The following is a 22,151-nucleotide window of genomic DNA, read 5'->3' on the forward strand; positions in this document are numbered from 1 at the left end:
GCCGTTCACACACCATCACCAGTGCGCCGTCGGACAACCGGATTCAGTCTCACTGACCGGGCGGATCGGGTCGGCTACCGAGATGGTCGATTCCCTCGCGGACCCCACCGACTGGAAAGTCGAGCCCATGACGGTCCGGAATTCGGTGGCGCCGCGCGCCGCCGTCGAGGTGAGCCAATACGACATCGAGACCGACGTGCTGGTCGTCGGGTACGGCTGTGCCGGTGCGGCAGCCGCGTTCGAGGCGGCTCGCGCGGGCGCGGAGGTGCTCGTGCTCGACCGGGCGGGCGGGCCGGGTGGGGCGTCGGCCATGTCCGGCGGCGAGATCTACCTCGGCGGCGGCACCCCGATCCAGCAGGCCTGCGGATTCGATGACAGCCCGGAGCAGATGGCGGCATTCCTGCTTGCCGCACTCGGGCCCGGTGCCGACGAGCGGAAGATCGTGCACTACAGCGAGCAGAGCGTCGCGCACTTCCACTGGCTGGTCGATCGCGGCGTGCCTTTCAAACCGAGCCTGTGGGATTCCCCCGCCTGGGTGCCGCCCACCGACGACGGGCTGATGTGGCTCGGCGAGAACAGTTGGCCGTTCACCGAGATCGCCACCCCTGCCCCGCGCGGACATCGGCCGACCGCCAACGACTTCGGTGGCCGCCTACTGATGGACATCCTGGCTTCGGCCGCCCAATCTGTCGGTGCGACAGCACAATATGACACCTACGTGACCAACCTGATTGTCGGCGTGGATGGTTGCGTCGTCGGCGTTGTCGCTCGCCGCTACGGCAAGGAGCTCACCATCCGGGCTCGGCGCGGATGTGTACTGACCACCGGCGGTTTCGTCGACAACGATGACCTGCTTGCCGCGCACGCGCCCCGCTTGCTCGGGCATACCAAGGTCAGTGCGGGCACCGACGACGGCAGCGGCATCCTGCTGGCGCAGGCCGTTGGCGCGGCGGTGCGGCACATGGCGACCGGACAGGTCGGCATCTCGCTCATTCCCGCTTTCGCGGCCCGCGGCATGATCGTCAACGAGCACGGCCGACGGTTCATCAACGAGGACACCTATCCGGGCCGTATCGGTCAGGCGGCCCTGTTCCGACAGGACATGAACGTGTGGGTGGTGCTCGACGAGCGGGGCTATGAGCAGGTGCCCGAGCGGGAACGGTGGGGTGTACGGCCGACACACGTCGCGGAATCGGCGGCCGAGCTGGACGAACTGCTCGGGATGGCGCCCGGCGCGCTGGCCGCGCAGATCGAGCGCTACAACGAATCCGCCTCGCGCGGGGCTGATGTCGACTTCCACAAGTCGGCGCGTTGGTTGCGACCACTGACCGCACCGCTGGCCGCGATCAATGTCAAAGCCGGAATCCGCCCGCCGGCGGAATCAGGCGACCGCCGAGGCACCGGCGCCTCGGTCTTCACCCTCGGCGGGCTGCACACCGCACTCGACGGGCACGTGCTCGATCTCGACGGCGCACCCATCCCAGGGCTATTCGCCGCCGGCCGGGCGAGCTCCGGCCTGCACGGCGAGGGCTACATCAGCGGCACCTCCCTCGGGGACGGCACCTTCTTCGGCCGCAAGGCCGGAACCGCCGCAGCCCGAAACACCTGACCCAGTGCGGCACGATTCCGATCACCGAGACTCTCGCCCGTGCACGGGGTCGCACGCGCATAGCGTCACAGCAAGCGCCATTCGCGCCGCAGCCCAGAACCACAGGAGGACACCCGCCATGACCAACAAGGTGCTCGATCGGGTCCGGGATCTGCTCCCGGCGATCCGGGAACGAGCCGCGGACACCGACGCGCAGCGGCGGGTTCCCGTTGCGAGCGTCAGGGAGCTGACCGAGGCCGGGGTGTTCCGGATGTTGCAGCCGTCCCGATTCGGCGGCGATGAGGTCTCCCCTGTCGAGTTCTACGAGGTCATTCGCGCGATCGCCTCGGCGTGCCCGTCCACCGGGTGGGTCTCCTCGGTGCTCGGCGTGCATCCGTGGCAGCTCGCGCTGTTTCCGTTGCAGGCGCAGCAGGAGGTGTGGGGCACCGATTCCGACACCCTCATCTCGTCGTCGTACGCGCCCACCGGCCGGCTGACCCCCGTTACGGGCGGTTACGAACTCACCGGCCGGTGGAGCTTCTCCTCCGGATGCGACCATGCCCGATGGGCTTTCCTCGGCGCCCTGGCTCCGGACGAAAACGGTAATCCCCGTGACTATTTGACGATTCTCGTGCCGCGCGCCGACTACACGATCGACGACACCTGGCACGTGGTCGGCCTGTCCGGCACCGGCAGCAATGACATTGTTATCGAGAAGGCGTTCATACCGCACCATCGCGCCTACAGCGCCACCGAACAGTCCCAGCTGCGCGGACCGGGTCAGGAGGCCAATCCCGCCGCGCTCTACAAGATTCCCTTCGCGGGCGTGTTCTCCAATACGATCACCGCACCGATCATCGGCGCCGCACAGGGCGCCTACGCGGCGCATATCGAGATGATGCGCGAGCGGGTGCGGCTGTCCTATGGCGGTCAGAAGGTCGCCGAGGACGGTTTCGCGCATGTCAGGGTCGCCCGTGCCGCCTCCGAGATCGATGCCGCGATCCTGCAGATGGAACGCAACATCTCCGAGCAGTTGCGTTATGCCGAAGCAGGCGAGGAGATTCCGGACGAAGTACGCCTGCGCACGCGGCGCGACCAGGTGCGCGGCACCGAACGCGCGATCGCGGCGATCGAGCTGCTTTTCGACAATTCCGGCGGCCACTCGATTCGCAAACCCAATACGATCGAACGGCATTGGCGTGACGCGCATGCGGGCAGCGTGCACGTGATCAACGATGTGGAGCGCGCGTTGGCGATGTTCGGCCGTGGCGAGTTCGGGCTGCCGGTCGAAGATCGGATGGTGTGATGCCGACCGCCGAGGCCACCAGTCACCATGCCACCGTCGACGGGCTGAAACTTCGCTATCACGAGGCGGGTTCGGGCCCGCCGCTACTGCTGTTGCACGGCTCTGGGCCCGGCGTCTCCGGTTGGGCGAACTTCGGCGGCAACCTGCCGGTGCTCGCCGAGCACTTCCGCTGTCTGATCCTGGACCAACCGGGCTTCGGTGCCAGCGAGCGGCCAGAGGTCTACGAACGCAACTACCTGCGCATTTCCGCCGACGCGGTGATCGGGCTGCTGGATCGGCTGGAGTTGCCGAAGGTGCATCTGCTCGGTAACTCCATGGGCGGTGCGGTGGCTACGCTGGTCGCGCTCGAGCACCCCGATCGGGTCGAGCGCGTTGTCCTCATGGCCCCTGGTGGTGTCGGAATCAATGTGCTGGGACCCGAACCGTCCGAAGGGATTCGGCGCCTGCTCGACTTCACCGCCGATCCCACCCGTGAGCGGGTGGTGAGCTGGCTGCGGACCATGGTGTTCGACGAGGCGGTGCTCACCGAGCAACTGGTCGACGACCGGCTCGCCGCGGCCTCGGATCCCGCCGCGATCGCGGCCATCCGGGACGCCTACATCACCTTCGCGAATCCCACTCTCGCCGAACCGCTTCCGCTGTGGGCGCGGCTGCGGAATCTGCGGCACGAGGTGTTGATGCTGTGGGGCCGCGATGACAGGGTCACTCCCGTCGAGGGTGCACTGCTGCCGTCACGACAACTCCCCAACGCGGACCTGCGCCTGTTCGGCCGGTGTGGGCATTGGGTGCAGATCGAGCGCAAGGACGCTTTCGAGCGCGCGGTCATCGACTTCCTCTCCACGGGGCTGTAGCGCCTCCACCAGCGAGGACACCGCCCATACCGAATGCCGCCGTGCCGGGGTGAACACCATCGGCAACGCGGCACATGGCGTTTATTCGGGAGCTGCGTCAGAGGGTTTCGGGTTACAGTCGGCCGGTGACGTGGACCGCTCCTGATATCGACCGAAGCAAGACACCTCTCATCGCCGACGAGCGTCCGATGCTGCAGGCGTGGCTCGATTTCCACCGGCAGACGCTGCTGGTCAAGTGCGCGGGCCTCAATCCCGAGCAGCTCAAACAGCGCTGTGTCGCGCCGTCGACGCTGTCGTTACTCGGCTTGGTCCGGCATATGACCGAGGTGGAACGCGGGTGGTTCCGCGCGGGCGCGGGCGGCGAAGCGCTGGATTATGTCTATTGCAGCACCGACAACCCCGACGGCGACTTCGACGACATCGCGAGCGCGGACGCCGCCACCGATTTTGCCGCCTATCGGCAAGAAATCGAACTGGCCGACAAGGCGGTCGCCGCACTGGCACTCGACTACACGTTCACCCATTCACGCCGCCCGGTCGAGTACGGCTTACGCTGGGTCTATGTGCACATGATCGAGGAATACGCCCGCCACAACGGCCACGCCGACTTCCTGCGCGAACGCATCGACGGCGTCACCGGCGACTGATCGCGCCGATTCAGCTCAGGTTCTCGACGACCCAGCCCACGATCTGCGTTCGGGAGGTGAACCCGAGCTTGGTGAGAATGTGGTCGACGTGGCTCTCGGCGGTGCGGATCGAGATGACCAGCTCGCTCGCGATGGCTTTGTTGCTGCGACCGGCGGCGATCAACCTGGCCACATCCCGCTCGCGGCGGGTGAGCACGTCGGCGACGACGGCTTTCACCGGCGCGGCGTCCGGTTTCGATTCCGTGCCCAACGCGTAGTCGACGGCGTCGTCGAGTCCAAGGGCCGCGCCCGCGTCGAAGGCGGCGCGGAAGTCCTTGTCCCCCATCGCGGCACGCACCTGCGACTGGACCTTGTCTCCCACCGCCTCGGTCATAGCGTGCGCAAGGCGCTGCGTACTGCCGTGCCGCACGGTCGAGGCGGCACCCATCAGCCGCGCCGCACGGACCCGATCGCCTTCGGCGGCAGCCACCCACGCCAACCCATCGAAGCCCGACGCGGTCCACACGCATCGATCGAAGAGCCGGAACATTTCCACCGCCCTCCGTAGGTCGCCGATCGCCTTGCCCTGGTTGCCTTTACGCCACTGATCGGTCCCGACCGCCCAGTACCCGAGGCCACCCAACAGGTGCGAGCCGTATTCGGCGGTCTCGGCGAGAAAGCGCTCCGCGATGGCCCCAGCGCGCTCGTCTTCGAGCACCAGCGCGCACACATATGCGAATGCGAGGCTTTCCATCTCCGCACCGTGATGCGCGCAGGTGCGCGCCTGGTCCGCGGCCGATTCGGCGATGTCGAGAGCCCGGCGCGGGTCGGCGTCGGTGAAGGCTAGTAGCGCGGAAAGCAGGGTCGCCTCCACCAGCACCTCGACCGCGTTCAATTCGGTGGCGATCTCGACGCATTCCTCGACGTACCGCGTCGCCGCCGCGGTGTCCGAGAGCATGGCCGCGATCACCGAAGCCGCAGCCAACGCCCTGGCCCGGTCTCTGGTGTGGCGTAGGTCCTTCACCAGCGCATCGCGTAGCCAGCGGTAGCCCTCGAGCAGGAACCGGTAGTGCTCCCAGAACGGTCGCAGCTCGGTGGCGATTTCCAGCCCGCGGTAGGCAAGGTCAGGGTCGGCCAACGAGAATTGCAGTGCCGCACGCATATTGGCGTGTTCGCGAGTAACGTCCCGGAACCAGGTGACATCCTGGCTGCCCCAGTAATCGGTACGCCCGCGTCGAGCGACACGATAGTAGTAGTCGCAGTGCCTGATACGGACCATGCGCTCGTGACCGTGCGCTATGAGCCGGGCCAGCGCGAACTGCCGCAGCGGTTCGAGCATGGTGTACCGGCCGGTGCCGTCGCTGTCGTGCCGGTGGCCGAGCACCGACTTCTCCACCAACCCGGTGAGCGCGTCGAGCAGCGCGTCCGGTGGGTCGACCAGACAGACCGATTCGGCGGCTTCCAGATCGAAACCGCCCGCGAACACCGACAACTGCTCCCACAGCCGCTGTTCCTCGGGCGTGCATAGGTCGTAGCTCCACCGAATCGCGGCTTCCAAGGTCTGCTGCCGCTGCGGGGCGGTCCGCAGCCCGGTGGTGAGTAGTCGCATCGCATCGTCGAGCCGTGCGAGCACCTGATCCGGCGTGAACATCCGCAACCGCAGCGCGGCCAGCTCCAAGGCGAGCGGGATCCCGTCGAGCCGTCGGCAGATGGCCACGAGCGCACCGCGATTGGCGTCGGTCAGCTGAAAGTCCGGGTTCGCCGCGGCCGCCCTCTCGATCAGTAGCCGCAATGCCTCGCTGTCGACGGAGAGGGCGTCGACCGGCGCATCGGAGCCTTCGTCCAGTTCCGGCACCGGCAGCGGCGCCACTGGCATGACCTGTTCCCCGGAGACGCCGAGCGGTTCTCTGCTCGTCGCGAGAATCCGCACCTCCGCCGTGGCCGGAATCAACCGGTCGACCAGTTCCGCGCACGCGTCGATGAGGTGCTCACAGTTGTCGAGAATCAGCAGCAGGGTCTTATCCGCAAGAAACTCCGTCAATCCAGCCAGCGGCACACTCGTGTCATCACTCAACCCCAGCGCCTGCGCCACACTCAACGCCACCAGTTCGCCGTCATTGACGTGCGCCACTTCGACCAGCCACACCCCATCCGGAAACGCGCGGCCCACCACCTCCCCGACCCGCCGACTCAGCCGCGTCTTGCCCACCCCACCCGGCCCGGTCAACGTGAGCAGCCGCGTACTGGCCAGCAGCTTCCTGGCCGCGGCAACCTCGGCACCACGACCGACGAAGCTCGTCACCTCAGCGGGAAGGTTCCCTGACACGTGCCGCACCACGCTGGATACCTTCGCACGACCGCACCCGATATAGGGCATTTTGCTAAATATGTCGCATACTCGCGACGGCCCAGCACATCTCGCGGCCATCCCGCACCCAGCCGACGTCAGCAGCATGCCGACTCCGCGCATCGAGCGGCGCGAGTCGAGCAACGTCACAGCGAACCGAACGCCGGGCGAAGGTGGCGCTCGGTTCACGGATGCATACGGGCACCTTTGAGTACCTTGTCCACGACGTTGCGCGGTCCGTACACCGCGACGCCGACGAGGTCCAGGCTGTCGGTGCCGACAGCCCGCACCGCGGCCCGGTTGTCCCGATCGTTTCCGGTGGTGAACAGATCGGAAGTGAACACCGCCGTCCGCAGCCCCCGAGCCAGTGCCTTGCCGTGCACGCCGCGCAGCACCTCCTTGCTGCCCTCGAAGACGAGCAGCGGCTGCCGGAACATCGGGAGGTAGATCGTCGCGTCCGCGTCCTCGTAGGGGTCCCCGATCACCTCCGGTTGCGCGGTGCCGAGACCGCTGACCAGAAATGCCGTCACATTCAGCCGCTGCCAGGTCTGTAGGTCCGCGCGCAGCAGTACCGCGATCTTGGTGTCGAATCGCACGTTCTCCATGCAGATGACTGTGCCGCCATCGGACCCGCCGAGGCTTGTACGATCCTGGCATGGTTGCCGACGGCACAGTCGAGCAGGTCAGGGCCTGGCAGCCGCGAGTGCCGGGCATTGCCGAAGTTTTTCACGCGCGTTTCATCGAGCACGTCTACCCGATGCACGCCCACGACTTCTGGACGCTACTGATCGTCGACGATGGAGCAGTCCGCTACGACCTCGACAGGCACGAACACGGAGTCCTCGGCTCGGTGGTCTCGCTGCTTCCGCCGCATGTTCCGCACAACGGCCAGGCCGCGACCGCGCACGGGTTCCGCAAGCGTGTGCTGTACCTCGACCATGACCACCTCCCCGAGACGATGATCGGCTACGCCGTCGACACCCCCACCTTCAGCGACCCACTGCTGCACAGCCGCGTCCGCCGACTGCACGCGACACTGACCTCCCTCGGCGAGGAACTGGAGGCCGCCAGTCGCCTCGCTCTCATCCACGACCGGCTCCGCGACCTGCTGCGCGGCACCGATCCGCCGTCTCGGCGCGCCGATCCGAGGTTGGCTCACCGCCTGCGGGGGCTGCTCGATGCCCGAACCACCGAAGGCATTTCCCTCACCGAGGCCGCGGTCATATTGCACGCTGATCCCACCCACCTCATTCGCGCGTTCGGCCGCGAGTTCGGGATGCCACCACACCAGTATCTGATCTCCCGCCGTGTCGATCTCGCCCGCCCGATGCTGCTGGGCGGCATGTCTGCGCGAGACGTGGCCGCTGCCACCGGTTTTCATGACCAGCCGCACCTGATCCGACACTTCAAACGCATTCTGGGCACGACGCCCGGGCAGTATGCGAGCAGCGCTGACGGCCCCGCGCGGACGACGAGCCTGGATTCATGAGCTATCCGTGAGCAAGCCAAGGGGCGGCACCGGCCATCGCTACACCAGCGGCGCACCTCTGCCCCGCAATAACCGATCTCCCAACCCGTTGCCCCGCTGAGCCTCGCAAGAAGCCCAGCGGGTTGAGACGGGGCGCGACTACTGAACCTGGCGGTCGATGGTGTTCGCGGCGCGGAGGATGGCGGCGAAAGACGCCTCGAGTACGGAATGACTTCGGCCACAGGTCCATTCGGTTCGGCCGTCGGCGCGGTATTCGAGGTAGGTGATCGCGGTGCCGTCGTTGCCTGCGCCGATCGACTGCTGGGTCAGGTCGAGCACCTCGATTCGGTGGCCGATGCGGGCCAGTGCGTCGGTGAGAGCTTCTATGGGGCCGACGCCGCGGTGTTCGGTTCGATGGGTGGCGTCGGCGGCGGTGAGGGTGATTTCGGTGTGCGCATCGGAGCCGTCGCCGGTTCGCCAGTCCTTCAGGGCGACCGGGCTCGAGTCCGTGGCATCGAGGTAGGTTGACTCGAACAGGTCGTGGAGTTCGGTCGCGGTGGTTTCCAGGCCGGTCTCGTCGGTGTGTGCCTGTACATGGCGGGCGAAATCTATTTGCAGGCGACGGGGCAGGTCCATGCCGTATTCGGTGTGCAGCAGGTAGGCGATGCCGCCCTTGCCCGATTGAGAATTGACCCGGATCACGGCGTCGTAGCTGCGGCCGATGTCGGCGGGATCGATCGGCAGATATGGGACCTGCCAATCGAGTTCGCGTTCGGGAATGCCCGCGGCGCTCGCGCGGGCGCGATGCTCGGCCATGCCCTTCTTGATCGCGTCCTGATGGGTGCCGGAGAACGCGGTGTGCACGAGATCGCCCACGTAAGGATGCCGTTCGTGGATGGGCATGCGGGTGCAGTACTCGACGGTGCGGCGGATCTCGTCGATATCGGAGAAGTCGATCATCGGATCCACGCCCTGGGCATGCAGATTCAGCGCCAGCGTGGCGATGTCGACATTGCCTGTGCGTTCGCCGTTGCCGAACACGCAGCCCTCTACCCGTTGCGCGCCCGCCAGCACGGCCAGTTCGGCGCAGGCGATTCCGGTTCCTCGATCATTGTGCGGGTGCACCGACAGGATGACACCCTCGCGCCGAGCCAGGTTCTCGTGCATGTACTCGATCTGGTCCGCGTATACGTTGGGTGTCGCGACCTCCACTGTCGCAGGCAGATTCAGGATCACCGGCCGCTGCTCGGTGGCATCCCAGAGCTCGGTCATGTGGTCGCAAATATCGAGAACGAAGTCGGGTTCGGTCAGGTTGAACACCTCGGGCGAGAACTCGAAGCGAACATTCGGCATACCGCCGACGAAGTCGAGCACATCGCGCCCGCCCGACAGGATCAGCTCGCGCAGTTCGCCACGCCCCTTGCCCAGCACGGTATCTCGCCAGGTGGGCGCGGTAGCGGTGTACATGTGGATGACCACGTCGTTGCGGATTCCGCGGACCGATTCGACGGTGCGTTCGATGAGATCGCGCCTGGCCGGTGTGAATACGACGATCGCGACGTCTTCCGGCGCGATATCGGTGTCGGCGATCAACCGAACGAAGTCGAAATCGGTCTGCGACGCGGACGGATAGCCGACCTCGATCTCCTTGTAGCCCATCGCGACCATCAGTTCGAAGAAGCGGCGTTTGCGTGCCGGATTCATCGGCTCGGCCAGTGCCTGGTTGCCGTCGCGCAGATCGACAGGCACCCACAACGGTGCCTGGATGGTTCGTGAGTTCGGCCAATTACGTTGCGTGAGCGGCACATCCACGCGGTTGTAGACATCGCGATAGCGCTGCGATGGCATCTGGGAATGCCGTTGCCGATTCCAGGCAGGGGCGGTGGTCGGCACGGCACCGGCGGGCGTCGCGATGGTGGGGAAAACGCGGGTATTCATCTTTCGGATCTGCTTCCTGGCCATCGGCCGTCACTCACAACGGTGACCGGCGACGACAAAGCCCCACGGCGGGGGGCCGGTCGTTCAGGCCCCGCCGTGGCGGCTAAGGAGAAGCAGCGCATGCGTCATGATGGTTAGACTGTACACAACTCCTCAGACAAGTAGAGAGGTCGGCATGGTCCCTCGAACCGCTCGGGCGGCAGCGTCCGCGACCGCCGCGCCGCGGGCTCCAGTGGGCGGACCCCCTCCCGTCACACAGGTGCGACGGCATCCCTTGGCAGCTCAGGCGGCCGAATTGCTGCTGTCACGCATCAGGGATGGTGAGTGGCCGCTCGGTCATCGACTACCGGGGGAAACCACTCTGGCCGCCCAACTCGGCGTCGGCCGTTCGACACTGCGTGAAGCCATCCGCGAGCTCGCGGGCAAGGGTGTGCTCGACAGTCGCCAAGGCGCGGGCGTCTTCGTCACCGCTCTGGATACCAGCGAGGACTGGGATGTCGTGCTGCGCCGCGCCACTATCGCCAATGTGATCGAGGCCCGCATCGCCATCGAGGCCGAGGCCGCCGCCCTCGCCGCGCAACGACGCACCCCCGCCGATCTGCGAGCGATCCGGCGGGCGCTCGCCGCGCGGGAGACCCGCGGCGAGCCGATCCCGGAGCACGTTGACGCGGATATGGCCTTCCACCGCGCCGTCATCGTCGCGGCGCACAACGACGTGCTCACCCAGCTTTTCGACACCTTTCTCCCCCGGCTCCGCACCGCGATGATCGACATGCTGAAAATCCGCCCCGTGCCGTCCGAACCGGCCGATCACGACGCCCACATTCGGCTCGCCGATGCGATCGCCCATCGAAATCCCACCGCCGCAGCGGAATTCAGCCGCTCCCACTTGTCGAGATTGAAAGAGGCCTTCACGTGATCGGCGCACCCGTGCTCGAACTGTCGGACGTGACATTCCGTCGCGAGGGCAAACAGATCATCGACGGCATCTCACTCACTGTGCACGCGGGCGAACACTGGGCCCTGCTCGGACCGAACGGCGCGGGCAAGAGCACCCTGCTCGGCTTCTGCGGCGCTGTCACCTTCCCGACTTCGGGCCTCGTGCGGGTGCTCGGCGAGCAGCTCGGGCGCGTCGAGCTGGCCACGCTGCGCCACTCCATCGGTCATGTCAACCCACGCCACCCACTGCAATATCCGCTGACGATCCGCCAGGTCGTACTCACTGGCATCACCGCGACCATCGACACCCCGATGCGCTGGGCTCCGTCACCCGATGACGCACGCCGCGCCGACGCCATGATCGACACCGTCGGCCTCAAAGGCAAGGCCGACGACACCTGGCCAACCCTGTCCCAGGGCGAACGCGGCCGCACCCTGATCGCCCGCGCCCTCATCGCCGGGCCGCGCCTGCTCCTGTTCGACGAGCCTTCCACCGGCCTGGACGTCGCGGCCCGCGAACAGCTCCTGGAAACCATCGACACCCTCGGCGAAACCCACCCTGAGGTGGCCTCGATCCTTGTCACCCACCATCTCGAAGAACTCCCGAGCACCACCACCCACGCCCTGCTCATCGCGGACGGCCGCACTGTCGCCACCGGACCGGCCATCGATACCGTCACCACCGACAACGTCACCGACGCTTTCGACCACCCCGTCGAGGTGACCTACGACCGCGGCCGCTGGACCGCTCGCGCCGCCCACAGCACCGGCGCTTGGACAACGCCGACCGACGCCGGGTCGATCAGCCGCTGGATCCCTCCCGTCGCCGCTGCCGAACCGCGTGCCGAGTGGCAGGATCTGTGATGGGCGAAATCAGCAGCGGTGGATTCTCGAAAAAGTTCTGAAGTGATGTCGATTCTGGTCGAAGCCGTTCGATGCAGTGGAGTGAGGGTCGGACGATCCTGACGACGACGAGCAAGGGATGCCACTATGCGATACATGATGCTGATCCGCGTCGATCGGTCCACCGCGCCCTCGGAGGTACCCGATGACGCGTTGATGGAAGACATCGGCAAGGTGATCGAGGATATGACCAAGGCGGGGGCGCTGCTCGATACCGCGGGGCTGCGCCCGATCACGGAGGCGACGCGGATTTCGTTGTCCGGCGGCAAGCAGACCGTGCTGGACGGGCCGTTCACCGAATCCAAAGAGGTGATCGGCGGGTACTGCCTGTTGCAGGCGAAGTCGAAGGAGGAAGCGGTGGAGTGGTCTTCGCGGTTCCTCGGCGCCCATGGGCCGGAGTGGGAGATCGACCTCGAGATCCGGCAGCTCGACGATCCTGCCTGATCGGGCCGGCCGCCGATGAGTCGTGAGCAGCACGCGGGTCGCGCCGTCGAGGCGGTGTGGCGGATGGAGTGGCCGCGCCTGGTCGCGGGGCTGACCCGGGTCGTCGGCGATATCGACTCGGCCGAGGAACTGGCTCAGGACGCGTTGGTCGCGGCACTGGAGCAGTGGCCTCGCGACGGTGTGCCACCGAACCCGGGCGGCTGGCTCATGCTGACCGCGAAGCATCGTGCGATCGATCTGGTGCGGCGCAATCAAACCTTCGCACGCAAGGTCGCGCTGCTCGGTCACGAACTCGTGACCGAGCAGCAGCAGCATCCGGGACTGTCGGCCGCAGTGGACCCTGATCAGGCGATCGAGGACGATCTGCTGCGGATGATCTTCACCGCATGCCACCCCGTGTTGTCAGCGCAAGCACGGGTGGCCTTGACATTGCGCCTGGTCGGCGGCCTGACCACCGAGGAGATCGCGCGAGCTTTCGTGGTACCGGAATCGACTGTCGCCCAACGTATCGTACGAGCAAAGCGAACAATCGCCGCACGCCGAATCCCGTACGCGGTACCGCACGGCGCCGATCTGGCCGAACGCCTCGATTCCGTACTGGAGGTGATCTACCTGATCTTCAACGAGGGATATTCCGCAACCGCGGGCGAGGATTGGCTGCGCATCGAACTGTGCGAGGACGCACTGCGATTGGTACGAATACTCGCCAACCTGATGCCCGAAGAAGCCGAAGTGCACGGCCTGGTCGCACTGCTCGAGTTGCAGGCCTCGCGTTCCCGAGCTCGCGTGAGCCCGGCGAAAACCCTTGTCCTACTGGCAGATCAAGAGCGCAGCCGCTGGGACCAGCTGCTGATCCGCCGCGGCTTCGCCGCGCTCGCTCGCGCCCACGCCGTCGACAGGAACCGCGATCTGCCGCCGGGCCGCTACACCCTGCAGGCCGCAATCGCCGCCGTCCACGCCATGGCCCCCAGCTCCGAGCACACCGATTGGCGACGCATCGCGGGCCTCTATGCGATTCTCGCCGAACGCTTTCCATCGCCGATCGTCGAACTGAACCGAGCGGTCGCCGTCGCCAAAGTGCAAGGCCCCACCGCCGGGCTCGAACTCGTCGACGCGCTGGCCGCGGCCGGCGCCCTCGATAGCTACCACCTGCTCCCCGCGGTCCGCGGCGATCTACTCGCCGAACTCGGCCGCCACCACGAGGCTCACACCGAATTCGTCCGTGCCGCAACCCTTACCGGCAACGACGCCGAACGAGCCCTACTGCTGGAGCGCGCGGCGGAGTGTGCACGAGCAGCGGATACCAAGGCCACCGACCAGAGCTAGCATCGCGGCCCCAGGTACCGCGGAGGCTATTTCGGCTCGGGTAGTCCGAGCGCGGAAGCGAGCACCCGCCAGGCGCGCGGCAACTCCGCCTCGAAATCGGCCCAGGTGTGCATGCCGGTCGGTTGATACTCCACGGTGACAGGGATCTTCAGCTCGCCGAGGCGGGCGGCGAGCCGCTCGGTGCATGCTCGCGCGCCTGCCTCCAGCGCCGCTCCCCCGCCCACCAATCCGAGCGCGTCGACGACGGACGGTGAGTTGGCGACGGCAACGAGATCAGCGCCGGTCGGCAGGCCGGGAGCGGCCGAGAGATAGATCGTCGTCCCGCGAAGGCCCTCGGCGCCGAGCACGCTGTCGTGCGCGACCCATTCGGGTGAATTCGGTGGCCCCCAGAGGTTTTCGACATCGCCGCCGCGCGAGGCGACGGTGATGGTGGTGACGGCGTGACCCAATGGGTCCGCGGTGGAATAACATCCGCTCATCCCGGCGACCGCACGGAAGCGGCCGGGGTGGCGCTGTGCGAGCATCATGGCCGCCTGCGCGCCCATCGACACACCGGCGATCGCGCGGCGCCCATCGGACTGCAGCAGCGACTCCACGATCGGCGGCAACTCCTCGGTCAGGAAGGTCTCCCACCGATTCAGCCCGAGCGCCGCGTCGTGGCGGTCCCAGTCGCTGTACATGCTTCCGGCGCCACCGCTGGTCAAGACGACGTCGACCGCCTTGTCCGCGAAGAACTCCGCCGCCTTCCCCTTGCTGAGCCAGCCCGAGGTGGCTTCGCCGTCGACGCCGTCGAGCAGGTACAGCGTTGGACGCGGTCCGATACCGGTGCCGCGTAGCACATCGACCGTGATGACCCTGCGCATGGCGGCCGAGGCGATGTTCAGACGTTCTCGGCGCGGGCCGATGCTTTCCTGGCTGATCAGCCCGGTCCTGGTCATCGCGGGATCGATCGGTGGCGGCGCGGGCACCATCGTGTCCTCGGCCAGTACAGGCGCAGCACTCATCGCGACAATGGTTACCATCGCCGCGACGGTAATCGGCACACGTAGGTTCATCTCGCTGCGGTGACTCGCTCTGCCCGGCGGGCGGCGGTCCGGTCCCGCTGCTCCTCGAAACACGTTGCCTTGATTTCTAATTCGTCGAGGTAGGCGGCGAGAACCTCACGCGCGCGTTCGCCCGCACCAGATACGTCGGTGCGGTCGAACACATTCCACGACCGCAAGACCGGACGGACAACCACATCGAGATGCTGGCGCACGTCGTAGATTCCATGCTTGGCCAACACCACCGCGTTGCGACGGAAGTTCGGCTGGGTGAGGCCGGGCATTTGGAACTGGGTCACGATATCCGTGATAGCACACAGCATCGCGTCAGATGTCAGGTCCAACGCGGCGGCACTCAGGTTGCGATAGAAGATCATATGCAAATTCTCGTCGGCGGCAATCCGCTGCAGCATACGCTCGGCGACGGGTTCTCCGCACGCTGTACCGGTGTTGCGGTGGCTGATCCGAGTCGCCAACTCCTGCAACGTCACATAGGCGACCGAGCGCAGAAACTGTGATCCCTTCACAGGCTTCACGACGCCGGTGGTCATATGCGTACCTCCGCCTTCGCTCCGGCCATGCGCGGCGCCATCCTGGCCTCCAGAGCCACCGGGTCCACCGAACGGGTCACCACCAGGTAGTCACGCAACACGATCCCGTGCCGGTTCTCCTCGGCCGTCCAGCGCCCGACCCAGGTGCCCCACACGCCGTCGACGGAGAAGGAATCCGCGATCTCCCGATGATAGGAGGGCAGGTTGTCCTCGGTGAGCAGGTTGGTCACCATCGCGATCTGCGCGACTTCCGATAGCACCGATTGTCCGGGTTCCCAATCAATTCCGCCCATAGCGGCGAAATTGCGACCGTCATCCCATGGCACATAGTCGTGCGGATTCCACGACCTCGCTTTGCGGAGATGGTCATTGAGATTACGTTCGGCGACGGGTTCAAGCTCGCGCAGAATATCGATATCGGTCAACGCGATTGTCACTCATAACTCCTTCGCACACCCCGTGCATCGAGGTGAGTTCGACGATAGGACCGAATATTCACGCCGTGCGGCCGATTCGGCGATCGTTGGGTGAGGTGACTACGGACCTGTTGGCCTGCTGGGGTTTGTCATAACCCGCCGCGTCGCGGCCGATGGCCTCGGGCAACTCGGCCATCGGATAGAGCCCCGGCGGGCGGCCCTCGACCAGCAGTCGCTCGAGCAACTCGTGCGCACGCGCGGCCAGTTCGGGAATCCGAACGGAGTCGCCGGAACCGACGGCGGCGGTGACGGGGACCTCGGCGGCTTCGCTGAGCAACTCGAGCACCTCGGCGGTCATGGCCAACGACGTGCGCATCGAGGCGTCGTCGATCGGCACAAGCACCGTGCCGCCGTCGGTGGACAGCAGCGAAAGAGCCCGGGACCCGAGCGGGGTCGCCAACGCGGCCTGGACGCGGCGCAACTTGCGCCGCGCCGCGGACGGTGTGGCGAGTCCGGGTCTTCGTTCGTCCGTATGCGGTGGAATCGACAAGGCGACCACCTGATAGGAGGAGGCGATGGTGATACCGGTCTGCCTGGCAAGCTGAGTCACCCCATGCCCGCTGAGCAGCGCCGACACCAAGGTCTGCGCCGCGGTCTGCTGCTCTCGTGCGACGTGGCGATGCTCATCGACGTAGGCCGCCGAGGCCGCCGAGGTCACGGTTTCCAGCACCCGCACCATCAGTCGCGCACCGGCCATCACCTGATCGACATCAGTGCCGGCTGCCTGTTCGGCAAGGAAGTCGAGGCCGGTCCGGATGCCGTGGTGGTATGCGTCGAGGACGGTTTCCAATTCGAGGCCTTCGCGTGCCCAGCGCGCCGCGGATCCGGTGATGTCGGCCTGCGGCGATCCGCTCGCGGCGGCAGCGACGATATTTCTGGTCGTGGTCGCGAGGTCGCCGTGTGGCGCGCCGCGCGCGTGATATCTCAGATGTTCGACGAGTTTCGATTCCAGGCTCGTGATGCCCGAGCCGGCGTGTGTGCCCACCATGATCGAGGAAGGCTAGTGAACCGCCGTGCCGGAATGGGGCGCCGAATGGAGAATTAGGGATGTCATTAGCCGATACTCCGACCGTTGGGCGAAATCACAAGTGAGCCGCGGCCTTTCGAGACAATAACGATCGCGGCGCTCGCATTCGAAATATCGGAATCATTGAGCGCCGCCCGACATTTACCGCGGCGACGTTCGAGTCGCAGCGCCGACCGCGCAAACCGGCGCTGCTTCTTCGCACCCTACGGTGAGCCACGCGCGGAGAGGTGGCGTTCACCAGCGACCCGGGTGTCACCAGGTACGATCCACAACGCGCACGGACTCGACCTCGAGCAAATGCATCCCGCCCGGCGCCGGGCGGGTGACACACGCCAACAGCGGACCCAGCAAACCTGTGAGCTGTCCCATGAGAACCGCTCGAGATGTGTGCTTTGGGTCATATCCCGGATACCATCGAGCGCCTCGGCCCCATACGACGAAATCGGCGGGGCAACGACGAAACGAGCGATTCCGAAGGGCATAACCAGACATGAGCGGTACGCGAGACAAGCTGGAACAGCTGCAGGGCATCCTGGAGCTGGCCCAGGAGCCGGCCGGCGAAGCCGGTATCGCGAAACGCAAGGCCAAGGAGATACCCAGCGCCCGCGAGCGCGTCCGCATGCTGCTCGACGCGGGCAGCTTCATCGAACTCGGCGCGCTGGTGCGCCAGCCGGGAGCCCCCGGCTCCATGTATGGCGACGGTGTGGTTACCGGCCACGGCCGCATCGACGGCAGGCCGGTGGTGGTGATCGCCCACGACCAGACCGTCTTCGGTGGCTCGGTGGGCGAGATGTTCGGCCGCAAGGTCGCCAATGCGCTCGACTTCGCACTGAACAACGCCTGCCCGGTGGTGGCGATCAACGACTCCGGCGGCGCCAGGATCCAGGACGCGGTCGCCTCACTGGCCTGGTACGCCCTGATGAGCAGGCGCCAGGGGCCCCTGTCGGGCTTCGTACCGCAGGTCTCGATCATGCTCGGCAAGTGCGCGGCCGGATCGGTCTACGCACCGGTGAACACCGACATCCTCATCGCGACCGAGAACTCCTACATGTTCGTCACCGGGCCCGAGGTCATCAAGGACGTGACCGGTGAGGAGGTGACGATGGAGGAGTTGGGCGGCGCGCACGTGCAGGCGGCCAACGGCACCGTCCACCATGTCGCCGCCACCGAGCAGGCCGCCTTCGACTGGGCACGGAACTACCTCAGCTACCTGCCCTCGAGTGTGATGGAGCAGGGGCCGATCGTGAACCCGGGCCTGGAGCCGGAGATCACCGACTCCGACCTCGAGCTGGACTCGATCATCCCGGACTCCGACCGCACCGGTTACGACATGCACGACATCCTGCTGCGCATGTTCGACGACGGCGACTTCCTGGAGATCGGCGCGGCCACCGCACAGAACCTCATCACCGGCTTCACCAGGGTCGACGGGCGCAGCGTCGGCGTCATCGCCAACCAGCCGATGGCACTCGGCGGTGCCATCGACGCCAAGTGCTCGGACAAGGCGACCCACTTCATCCGACTGTGCAATGCCTTCCGGATTCCGCTGGTGTTCGTCGTGGACACCCCCGGTGTGCTACCCGGGGTCGAGGAGGAGCGCAATGGCGTCATCAAGCGCGGCGGGCGTTTCTTCCGTGCCGTGCTCGAGTCGACCGTGCCGATCGTGACAGTCGTGGTGCGCAAGGCTTACGGCGGCGGTTACGCGGTGATGGGCTGCAAGCAGCTAGGCGCCGACATCAGCCTCGCCTGGCCCACCGCACGCATCGCGGTGATGGGCGCCGAGAGCATGGTGACCATCGTCGGCAAGCGTCAGCTGGCCCAGGTGCCCGCCGATCAGCGCGCGGCCGCGCGGAACTTCCTGATCGACCAATACAACGAGAACATCGCCACTCCGTGGATCGCCGCCGAACGCGGTTACATCGACGCCGTTATCGAGCCCTCGCGCACTCGCCTGGAAATTCGGCACGCGCTGCGGCTGCTGCGCGACAAGGAAGCCGCCACCGAACACGAGAACCGCAAACACAGCCTGTTCCCGGTCTAGACCGCCGGTTGTGCTGCGTCACAACGTAAACCGACGATATTCGTGGCATGTGCCGATCTTTGTTTCCCGCCGCGCATGGGCCAGTTCGAGTGCCTAACGTATCAATGTGCCGGCCCCGCGTTCGCTGCGCGACGGCCGGGCACGCGGTGTGCCCGCCGACCTCGTCCCTACCCTTGGCCGACGGGCACACCGCACTCCGCACGAGTTTCGCAGTTCGGATGACTTAGGGTTCGACGTTAGTTCTGGTCAGGTCGGGTGCCGTGGTTGCCCCAATTGAGTCCCACTGTGGCCCACTCGGATTCCCACAATCGCGAGCGCCTGCGGTCGAGTGCGCGGCGCAACAGCGCATAGCAACTGCCGCAGAAGGCGAGCACCGCCAGTACCGCGCCCGAGGTGATGAGCACCGCCTTGCTGAGGGCACGGGTATCCGAGGGCGGGTGTCCGACGCGCCCCGCGCTGTCGAGCCAGATCTTCACGGTGGAGCCGGTTTTCGCGATTCCGCTCGTCTGGTAGTCGCTGGTGTGGGTGCGGCCGTCGGGATCGGTCCAGGTGACCTTCACGGGTGTCACCGGCGCATACAGGGGCGTCTTGTCGACCTCGACGATCGTCGCCTCGACCTGGTGCAGTTGCGCCGCCTCCGCCTGTGCGGCAAGGGTTTCGGTCTGATAGACGCGGCCGCCGATGGTCATGGTCGCCACCGGAACGATGACGAGGAACAGCAATAGCAATAGCACCCCCGCCACCGATTGGAGGCGATCTTCCTTCCTGCGCATCGGATTACGATCCAATCCGACGCGTCGGCACGTCCGACGGACAACACCCGCATGCACCGACCCAGTAGTCATGACGGTGACTCCTCGTAGTGGATATCGCTGGTCAACCCGGCGAGAGTGGCGAAAAACCCTTCGATGAGATCAGGCAGGCTTGCGGGATCCGCTCCGAGCGCCCATGCCTGCAGCGCCGCCATGAGCATCCCGGAACCCGCCGCTACGGCGGCGGCCGGACGCAGATCCACTACTGGGTCTGTACCCAGCCTGGCGGCGATGATGCGCACCGACTCCTGTTGCCCGACAAGACGGATGCGCTGATAGCCCGCGAACAGCGCGGGCTCGTCGTCGAATCGCTGGAACAGTTCCCAGCGGCGAACAAGCAGTTCGGCACGCGGGCCACTGTATTCGGCATCCAGCCAATCGTGGATGGCATTGCGGTAGGCGGCCAGCGGCGGCTCGTCGACCGGCCTGGCGCACAGCGCGTCGTTGAACAGGTGCACGTCCTGGTCGAGATCGGCAAGCACCGCCTCCTCGATCGAGGAGAAATGCCGACTGAAGGTTCGCCTGGTCACCCCGGCGCGCACAGCGATATCCTCCACCGCCACCGAGTCGAGACCTCGCTCGGTCAGCAGATCGAACGCAGCAGCCGACATGGCCGCCCGGCTGCGCCTCGTGCGCAGCCGACGGCCGTCCAGGTCGACACCGTCGTCGCCACCCATACCGATAGCGTAGCAGCTAATTGTCCCACAGGGACAATAGTTCGCCAGGTCTTTCTGATACACCGCGCAGCGCCGGTCACCGGGCCCGGTCGGATATCGACTAACGGATCAGTCGGTGCGATGTGCGTGCAGGATCGCGAAGCCGAGTGGCAGTTCGTCGTGCGTGGTGAGTTCGAGGCCGGCGGATCGCAGCAGGGTGCGGTAGTGGGTTCTGGTTCGTTCGCGACCGCCGACGTTGCACAACATGTGCAGGTCCCACGCAGGGACAAGGGAGCGGGAATCGTCCTCGGGGAGCAGCCTTTCGATGACGTAGAGCCGCGATCCTTCCGGCATGGCATCAGCGCAACGACGCAGGATGGTGCGACAGTCCTCGTCGCTCCAGTCGTGCAGGACGCGGGCGAGCAGGTAGATATCGCCGCCGGTCGGCACGGTAGTGGTGAAGAAATCGCCCCCTACCAATTCGCAGCGAGTCAGGCAGCCGGCTCGGTCCAGGGTGGCGCGGGCCCGCTCGAGGGTGGTGGCGCGCTCGAACAGCACACCGCGCAGGCGTGGGCTCGCGGTCATGACTCGGGCCAGCAGTTCGCCGCTGCCGCCCCCCACGTCGATCACTGTGTCGGCAGTGGCGGTATCGATGAGTTGGCCGACATGGCCGAAGATCGCCGCACTGGCGGCCATCGCGAGGTCGAACAGGGCCGCGCGATCGGGTTCGGCGGTGAAGTAGTCGAAGTGATGCTGCCCGAAGTGGTGGTCGAACGCGGTCCGACCGGTGCGCAACGCAAAGTCGAGGCGGCCGAAGGACTCATAGAAAGCGCCGCCGTAGAGCCGCGCCAACGGGTGCAGTGAGCGTTCGGCACCGGCGGCGAGCAGCGCACCCATCTCGGTGAGCGCGAACCCAGTGCCATCGGACTGCACGACATCGAGATCGATGAGGTAGCGCAGCAACCGAGCAAGCGCGCCTGGATCGGTACCGGTCAACTCCGCTAGTTCGAGCACCTGGCTGCCTGGCGCGGCGGCGAGCCGGTCGGCGACTCCGAGTTCGGCGGTGACCGCCAACGCCTGAGTGGCCCAAGCTCCTGTCAGCAGCCGCAGTAACCGGTCGGCGGGGCCCTCGGACTCGGCCGAGTGCGCGGCAAGCGTTCGTGGGTGATTGCCCGCGAAATGCAATTCCAACCGCTGGTAACCCGGTCGTCGCCATGCGGTGCGGGCGAAGTAGAGGACCGTCGAGTCCTCATGCCCGTTGTAGCCGCCGCCGTCGGCGCGCAGGCGGCCACGTCCGGTGAGCATCGCGCGCAGGCCGGTGAGGGCGATCTCGTCGATGGGGCCGGTGGCGAGCGCGATGTGCGCTTCGTGTTCGGCGTCGCGTTCGCCAGCGGCGACCTCCGCTTCAGCATTCACGAGTGCGAAAACTTCTATCTCGCAGGGTGTTCCATCGGCTGCATGGACCGGTGCGCGCACGATCTGCACCGGCAGCTGATCGGCGGGAAGGCCGTGGCGGGCGGCAAGCCGCTGCCGGACAACCACACTCGGCGCCGTCGAGCTCGCGGTGAGATCATGGGCGGCGAGCATGGCGTCGAGAGCCTGGAGATCAGGCGGGAACACCAGCAGAGCCGCATGCGCGAATCGACAGTAGGCGGCGATCGCGGTGTGTTCGGCTTCGGTGAGGTCCGGCAGCATCTGTGCGAGCACGCCGTCGATGTCGTGGGTCCGGATGAACTGCACGGCCGCGGCCAAGCGGTCGTCGTCGGTGGGGGCGATACGGGGTGACACTTCCAGCGAGCGGGTCACGCG

Annotated in this window: 18 protein-coding genes and 1 pseudogene; 10 read left to right on the forward strand and 9 right to left on the reverse strand. The window is 66.4% G+C overall.

Features of this window, described 5'->3' with window-relative positions:
• Positions 1–127 precede the first annotated feature (127 nt).
• The 4 genes from ACLMAJ_RS05760 to ACLMAJ_RS05775 all read left to right on the forward strand — a co-directional run bounded on the left by ACLMAJ_RS05760 (position 128) and on the right by ACLMAJ_RS05775 (position 4,392).
• Positions 128–1,609 (forward strand): FAD-dependent oxidoreductase, encoded by a 1,482-nt coding sequence (locus ACLMAJ_RS05760; RefSeq protein WP_412012522.1) that lies wholly within the window; start codon positions 128–130, stop codon positions 1,607–1,609.
• A 118-nt stretch (positions 1,610–1,727) separates the two neighbouring features.
• The gene (gene hsaA, locus ACLMAJ_RS05765) at positions 1,728–2,894 is read left to right on the forward strand and encodes a 3-hydroxy-9,10-secoandrosta-1,3,5(10)-triene-9,17-dione monooxygenase oxygenase subunit (RefSeq protein WP_412012421.1); all 1,167 of its coding nucleotides are present in this window, start codon (positions 1,728–1,730) and stop codon (positions 2,892–2,894) included.
• Positions 2,894–3,745 carry an alpha/beta fold hydrolase gene (locus ACLMAJ_RS05770; RefSeq protein ID WP_412012422.1) on the forward strand — a complete coding sequence of 284 codons (852 nt, stop codon included), beginning with the start codon at positions 2,894–2,896 and terminating at the stop codon, positions 3,743–3,745. The genes hsaA and ACLMAJ_RS05770 overlap by 1 nt, the downstream gene beginning before the upstream one ends.
• Positions 3,746–3,870: 125 nt before the next feature.
• On the forward strand, positions 3,871–4,392 hold the full coding sequence (locus tag ACLMAJ_RS05775) for a DinB family protein (RefSeq protein ID WP_412012423.1): 522 nt from the start codon (positions 3,871–3,873) through the stop codon (positions 4,390–4,392).
• A 10-nt stretch (positions 4,393–4,402) separates the two neighbouring features.
• Here ACLMAJ_RS05775 and ACLMAJ_RS05780 read toward each other — a convergent pair whose 3' ends face one another.
• Positions 4,403–6,697, reverse strand: coding sequence for an ATP-binding protein (locus tag ACLMAJ_RS05780; RefSeq protein ID WP_412012424.1), 2,295 nt, complete (start codon positions 6,695–6,697; stop codon positions 4,403–4,405).
• Positions 6,698–6,903: 206 nt separating this feature from the next.
• A complete protein-coding gene (locus ACLMAJ_RS05785) occupies positions 6,904–7,323 on the reverse strand; it encodes a DUF2000 family protein (RefSeq protein ID WP_412012425.1) in 420 nt (139 codons plus the stop codon).
• A 50-nt stretch (positions 7,324–7,373) separates the two neighbouring features.
• On the opposite strand from ACLMAJ_RS05785, the gene ACLMAJ_RS05790 reads away from it, so the two are divergent.
• Positions 7,374–8,207, forward strand: a complete 834-nt coding sequence (locus ACLMAJ_RS05790) for a helix-turn-helix domain-containing protein (protein ID WP_412012426.1) — start codon at positions 7,374–7,376, stop codon at positions 8,205–8,207.
• Positions 8,208–8,345: 138 nt separating this feature from the next.
• Here ACLMAJ_RS05790 and ACLMAJ_RS05795 read toward each other — a convergent pair whose 3' ends face one another.
• Complete coding sequence (locus tag ACLMAJ_RS05795) at positions 8,346–10,124, reverse strand: 2-isopropylmalate synthase (protein ID WP_412012427.1); 1,779 nt, start codon at positions 10,122–10,124, stop codon at positions 8,346–8,348.
• Between the two features lie 259 nt (positions 10,125–10,383).
• Between ACLMAJ_RS05795 and ACLMAJ_RS05800 the strand changes: the two genes are divergently transcribed.
• The 4 genes from ACLMAJ_RS05800 to ACLMAJ_RS05815 all read left to right on the forward strand — a co-directional run bounded on the left by ACLMAJ_RS05800 (position 10,384) and on the right by ACLMAJ_RS05815 (position 13,736).
• Positions 10,384–11,043 (forward strand): FadR/GntR family transcriptional regulator, encoded by a 660-nt coding sequence (locus ACLMAJ_RS05800; RefSeq protein ID WP_412012428.1) that lies wholly within the window; start codon positions 10,384–10,386, stop codon positions 11,041–11,043.
• Entirely contained in the window at positions 11,043–11,927 is an 885-nt protein-coding gene (locus tag ACLMAJ_RS05805; protein WP_412012523.1) for an ABC transporter ATP-binding protein, read from the forward strand. The genes ACLMAJ_RS05800 and ACLMAJ_RS05805 overlap by 1 nt, the downstream gene beginning before the upstream one ends.
• Positions 11,928–12,053: 126 nt before the next feature.
• Positions 12,054–12,410: a YciI family protein gene (locus ACLMAJ_RS05810; RefSeq protein WP_412012429.1), complete on the forward strand. Its 357-nt coding sequence runs from the start codon at positions 12,054–12,056 to the stop codon at positions 12,408–12,410.
• Between the two features lie 15 nt (positions 12,411–12,425).
• On the forward strand, positions 12,426–13,736 hold the full coding sequence (locus ACLMAJ_RS05815) for an RNA polymerase sigma factor (RefSeq protein WP_412012430.1): 1,311 nt from the start codon (positions 12,426–12,428) through the stop codon (positions 13,734–13,736).
• Between the two features lie 26 nt (positions 13,737–13,762).
• Here ACLMAJ_RS05815 and ACLMAJ_RS05820 read toward each other — a convergent pair whose 3' ends face one another.
• From ACLMAJ_RS05820 to ACLMAJ_RS05830, 3 genes and pseudogenes are all read right to left on the reverse strand, one after another.
• Complete coding sequence (locus ACLMAJ_RS05820) at positions 13,763–14,740, reverse strand: alpha/beta hydrolase (RefSeq protein WP_412012431.1); 978 nt, start codon at positions 14,738–14,740, stop codon at positions 13,763–13,765.
• Between the two features lie 47 nt (positions 14,741–14,787).
• Positions 14,788–15,767 (reverse strand): annotated as a pseudogene (locus ACLMAJ_RS05825) (acyl-ACP desaturase).
• Between the two features lie 58 nt (positions 15,768–15,825).
• A complete protein-coding gene (locus ACLMAJ_RS05830) occupies positions 15,826–16,794 on the reverse strand; it encodes an RsbRD N-terminal domain-containing protein (protein ID WP_412012432.1) in 969 nt (322 codons plus the stop codon).
• A gap of 529 nt (positions 16,795–17,323) precedes the next feature.
• Between ACLMAJ_RS05830 and ACLMAJ_RS05835 the strand changes: the two genes are divergently transcribed.
• Positions 17,324–18,874, forward strand: a complete 1,551-nt coding sequence (locus tag ACLMAJ_RS05835; protein ID WP_412012433.1) for an acyl-CoA carboxylase subunit beta — start codon at positions 17,324–17,326, stop codon at positions 18,872–18,874.
• A gap of 236 nt (positions 18,875–19,110) precedes the next feature.
• On the opposite strand, the gene ACLMAJ_RS05840 is transcribed toward ACLMAJ_RS05835, so the two are convergent.
• The 3 genes from ACLMAJ_RS05840 to ACLMAJ_RS05850 all read right to left on the reverse strand — a co-directional run bounded on the left by ACLMAJ_RS05840 (position 19,111) and on the right by ACLMAJ_RS05850 (position 22,148).
• Positions 19,111–19,647 carry an Rv1733c family protein gene (locus tag ACLMAJ_RS05840; protein WP_412012434.1) on the reverse strand — a complete coding sequence of 179 codons (537 nt, stop codon included), beginning with the start codon at positions 19,645–19,647 and terminating at the stop codon, positions 19,111–19,113.
• A gap of 68 nt (positions 19,648–19,715) precedes the next feature.
• Entirely contained in the window at positions 19,716–20,363 is a 648-nt protein-coding gene (locus tag ACLMAJ_RS05845; RefSeq protein WP_412012435.1) for a TetR/AcrR family transcriptional regulator, read from the reverse strand.
• A gap of 108 nt (positions 20,364–20,471) precedes the next feature.
• Complete coding sequence (locus ACLMAJ_RS05850; protein ID WP_412012436.1) at positions 20,472–22,148, reverse strand: methyltransferase; 1,677 nt, start codon at positions 22,146–22,148, stop codon at positions 20,472–20,474.
• Positions 22,149–22,151: the final 3 nt, after the last annotated feature.

The organism is Nocardia arseniciresistens (assembly GCF_046764875.1).
In the GTDB taxonomy this organism is placed as follows: domain Bacteria; phylum Actinomycetota; class Actinomycetes; order Mycobacteriales; family Mycobacteriaceae; genus Nocardia; species Nocardia arseniciresistens.

Coding starts and splice junctions, on each gene's coding strand:
- ACLMAJ_RS05835 (WP_412012433.1), top strand. CDS start 17,324: ATGAGCGGTACGCGAGACAAGCTGGAACAGCTGCAGGGCATCCTGGAG.
- ACLMAJ_RS05795 (WP_412012427.1), bottom strand. CDS start 10,124: ATGAATACCCGCGTTTTCCCCACCATCGCGACGCCCGCCGGTGCCGTG.
- ACLMAJ_RS05760 (WP_412012522.1), top strand. CDS start 128: ATGACGGTCCGGAATTCGGTGGCGCCGCGCGCCGCCGTCGAGGTGAGC.
- ACLMAJ_RS05840 (WP_412012434.1), bottom strand. CDS start 19,647: ATGCGCAGGAAGGAAGATCGCCTCCAATCGGTGGCGGGGGTGCTATTG.
- ACLMAJ_RS05810 (WP_412012429.1), top strand. CDS start 12,054: ATGCGATACATGATGCTGATCCGCGTCGATCGGTCCACCGCGCCCTCG.
- ACLMAJ_RS05790 (WP_412012426.1), top strand. CDS start 7,374: ATGGTTGCCGACGGCACAGTCGAGCAGGTCAGGGCCTGGCAGCCGCGA.
- hsaA (WP_412012421.1), top strand. CDS start 1,728: ATGACCAACAAGGTGCTCGATCGGGTCCGGGATCTGCTCCCGGCGATC.
- ACLMAJ_RS05845 (WP_412012435.1), bottom strand. CDS start 20,363: ATGGGTGGCGACGACGGTGTCGACCTGGACGGCCGTCGGCTGCGCACG.
- ACLMAJ_RS05815 (WP_412012430.1), top strand. CDS start 12,426: ATGAGTCGTGAGCAGCACGCGGGTCGCGCCGTCGAGGCGGTGTGGCGG.
- ACLMAJ_RS05770 (WP_412012422.1), top strand. CDS start 2,894: ATGCCGACCGCCGAGGCCACCAGTCACCATGCCACCGTCGACGGGCTG.
- ACLMAJ_RS05785 (WP_412012425.1), bottom strand. CDS start 7,323: ATGGAGAACGTGCGATTCGACACCAAGATCGCGGTACTGCTGCGCGCG.
- ACLMAJ_RS05820 (WP_412012431.1), bottom strand. CDS start 14,740: ATGAGTGCTGCGCCTGTACTGGCCGAGGACACGATGGTGCCCGCGCCG.
- ACLMAJ_RS05830 (WP_412012432.1), bottom strand. CDS start 16,794: ATGGTGGGCACACACGCCGGCTCGGGCATCACGAGCCTGGAATCGAAA.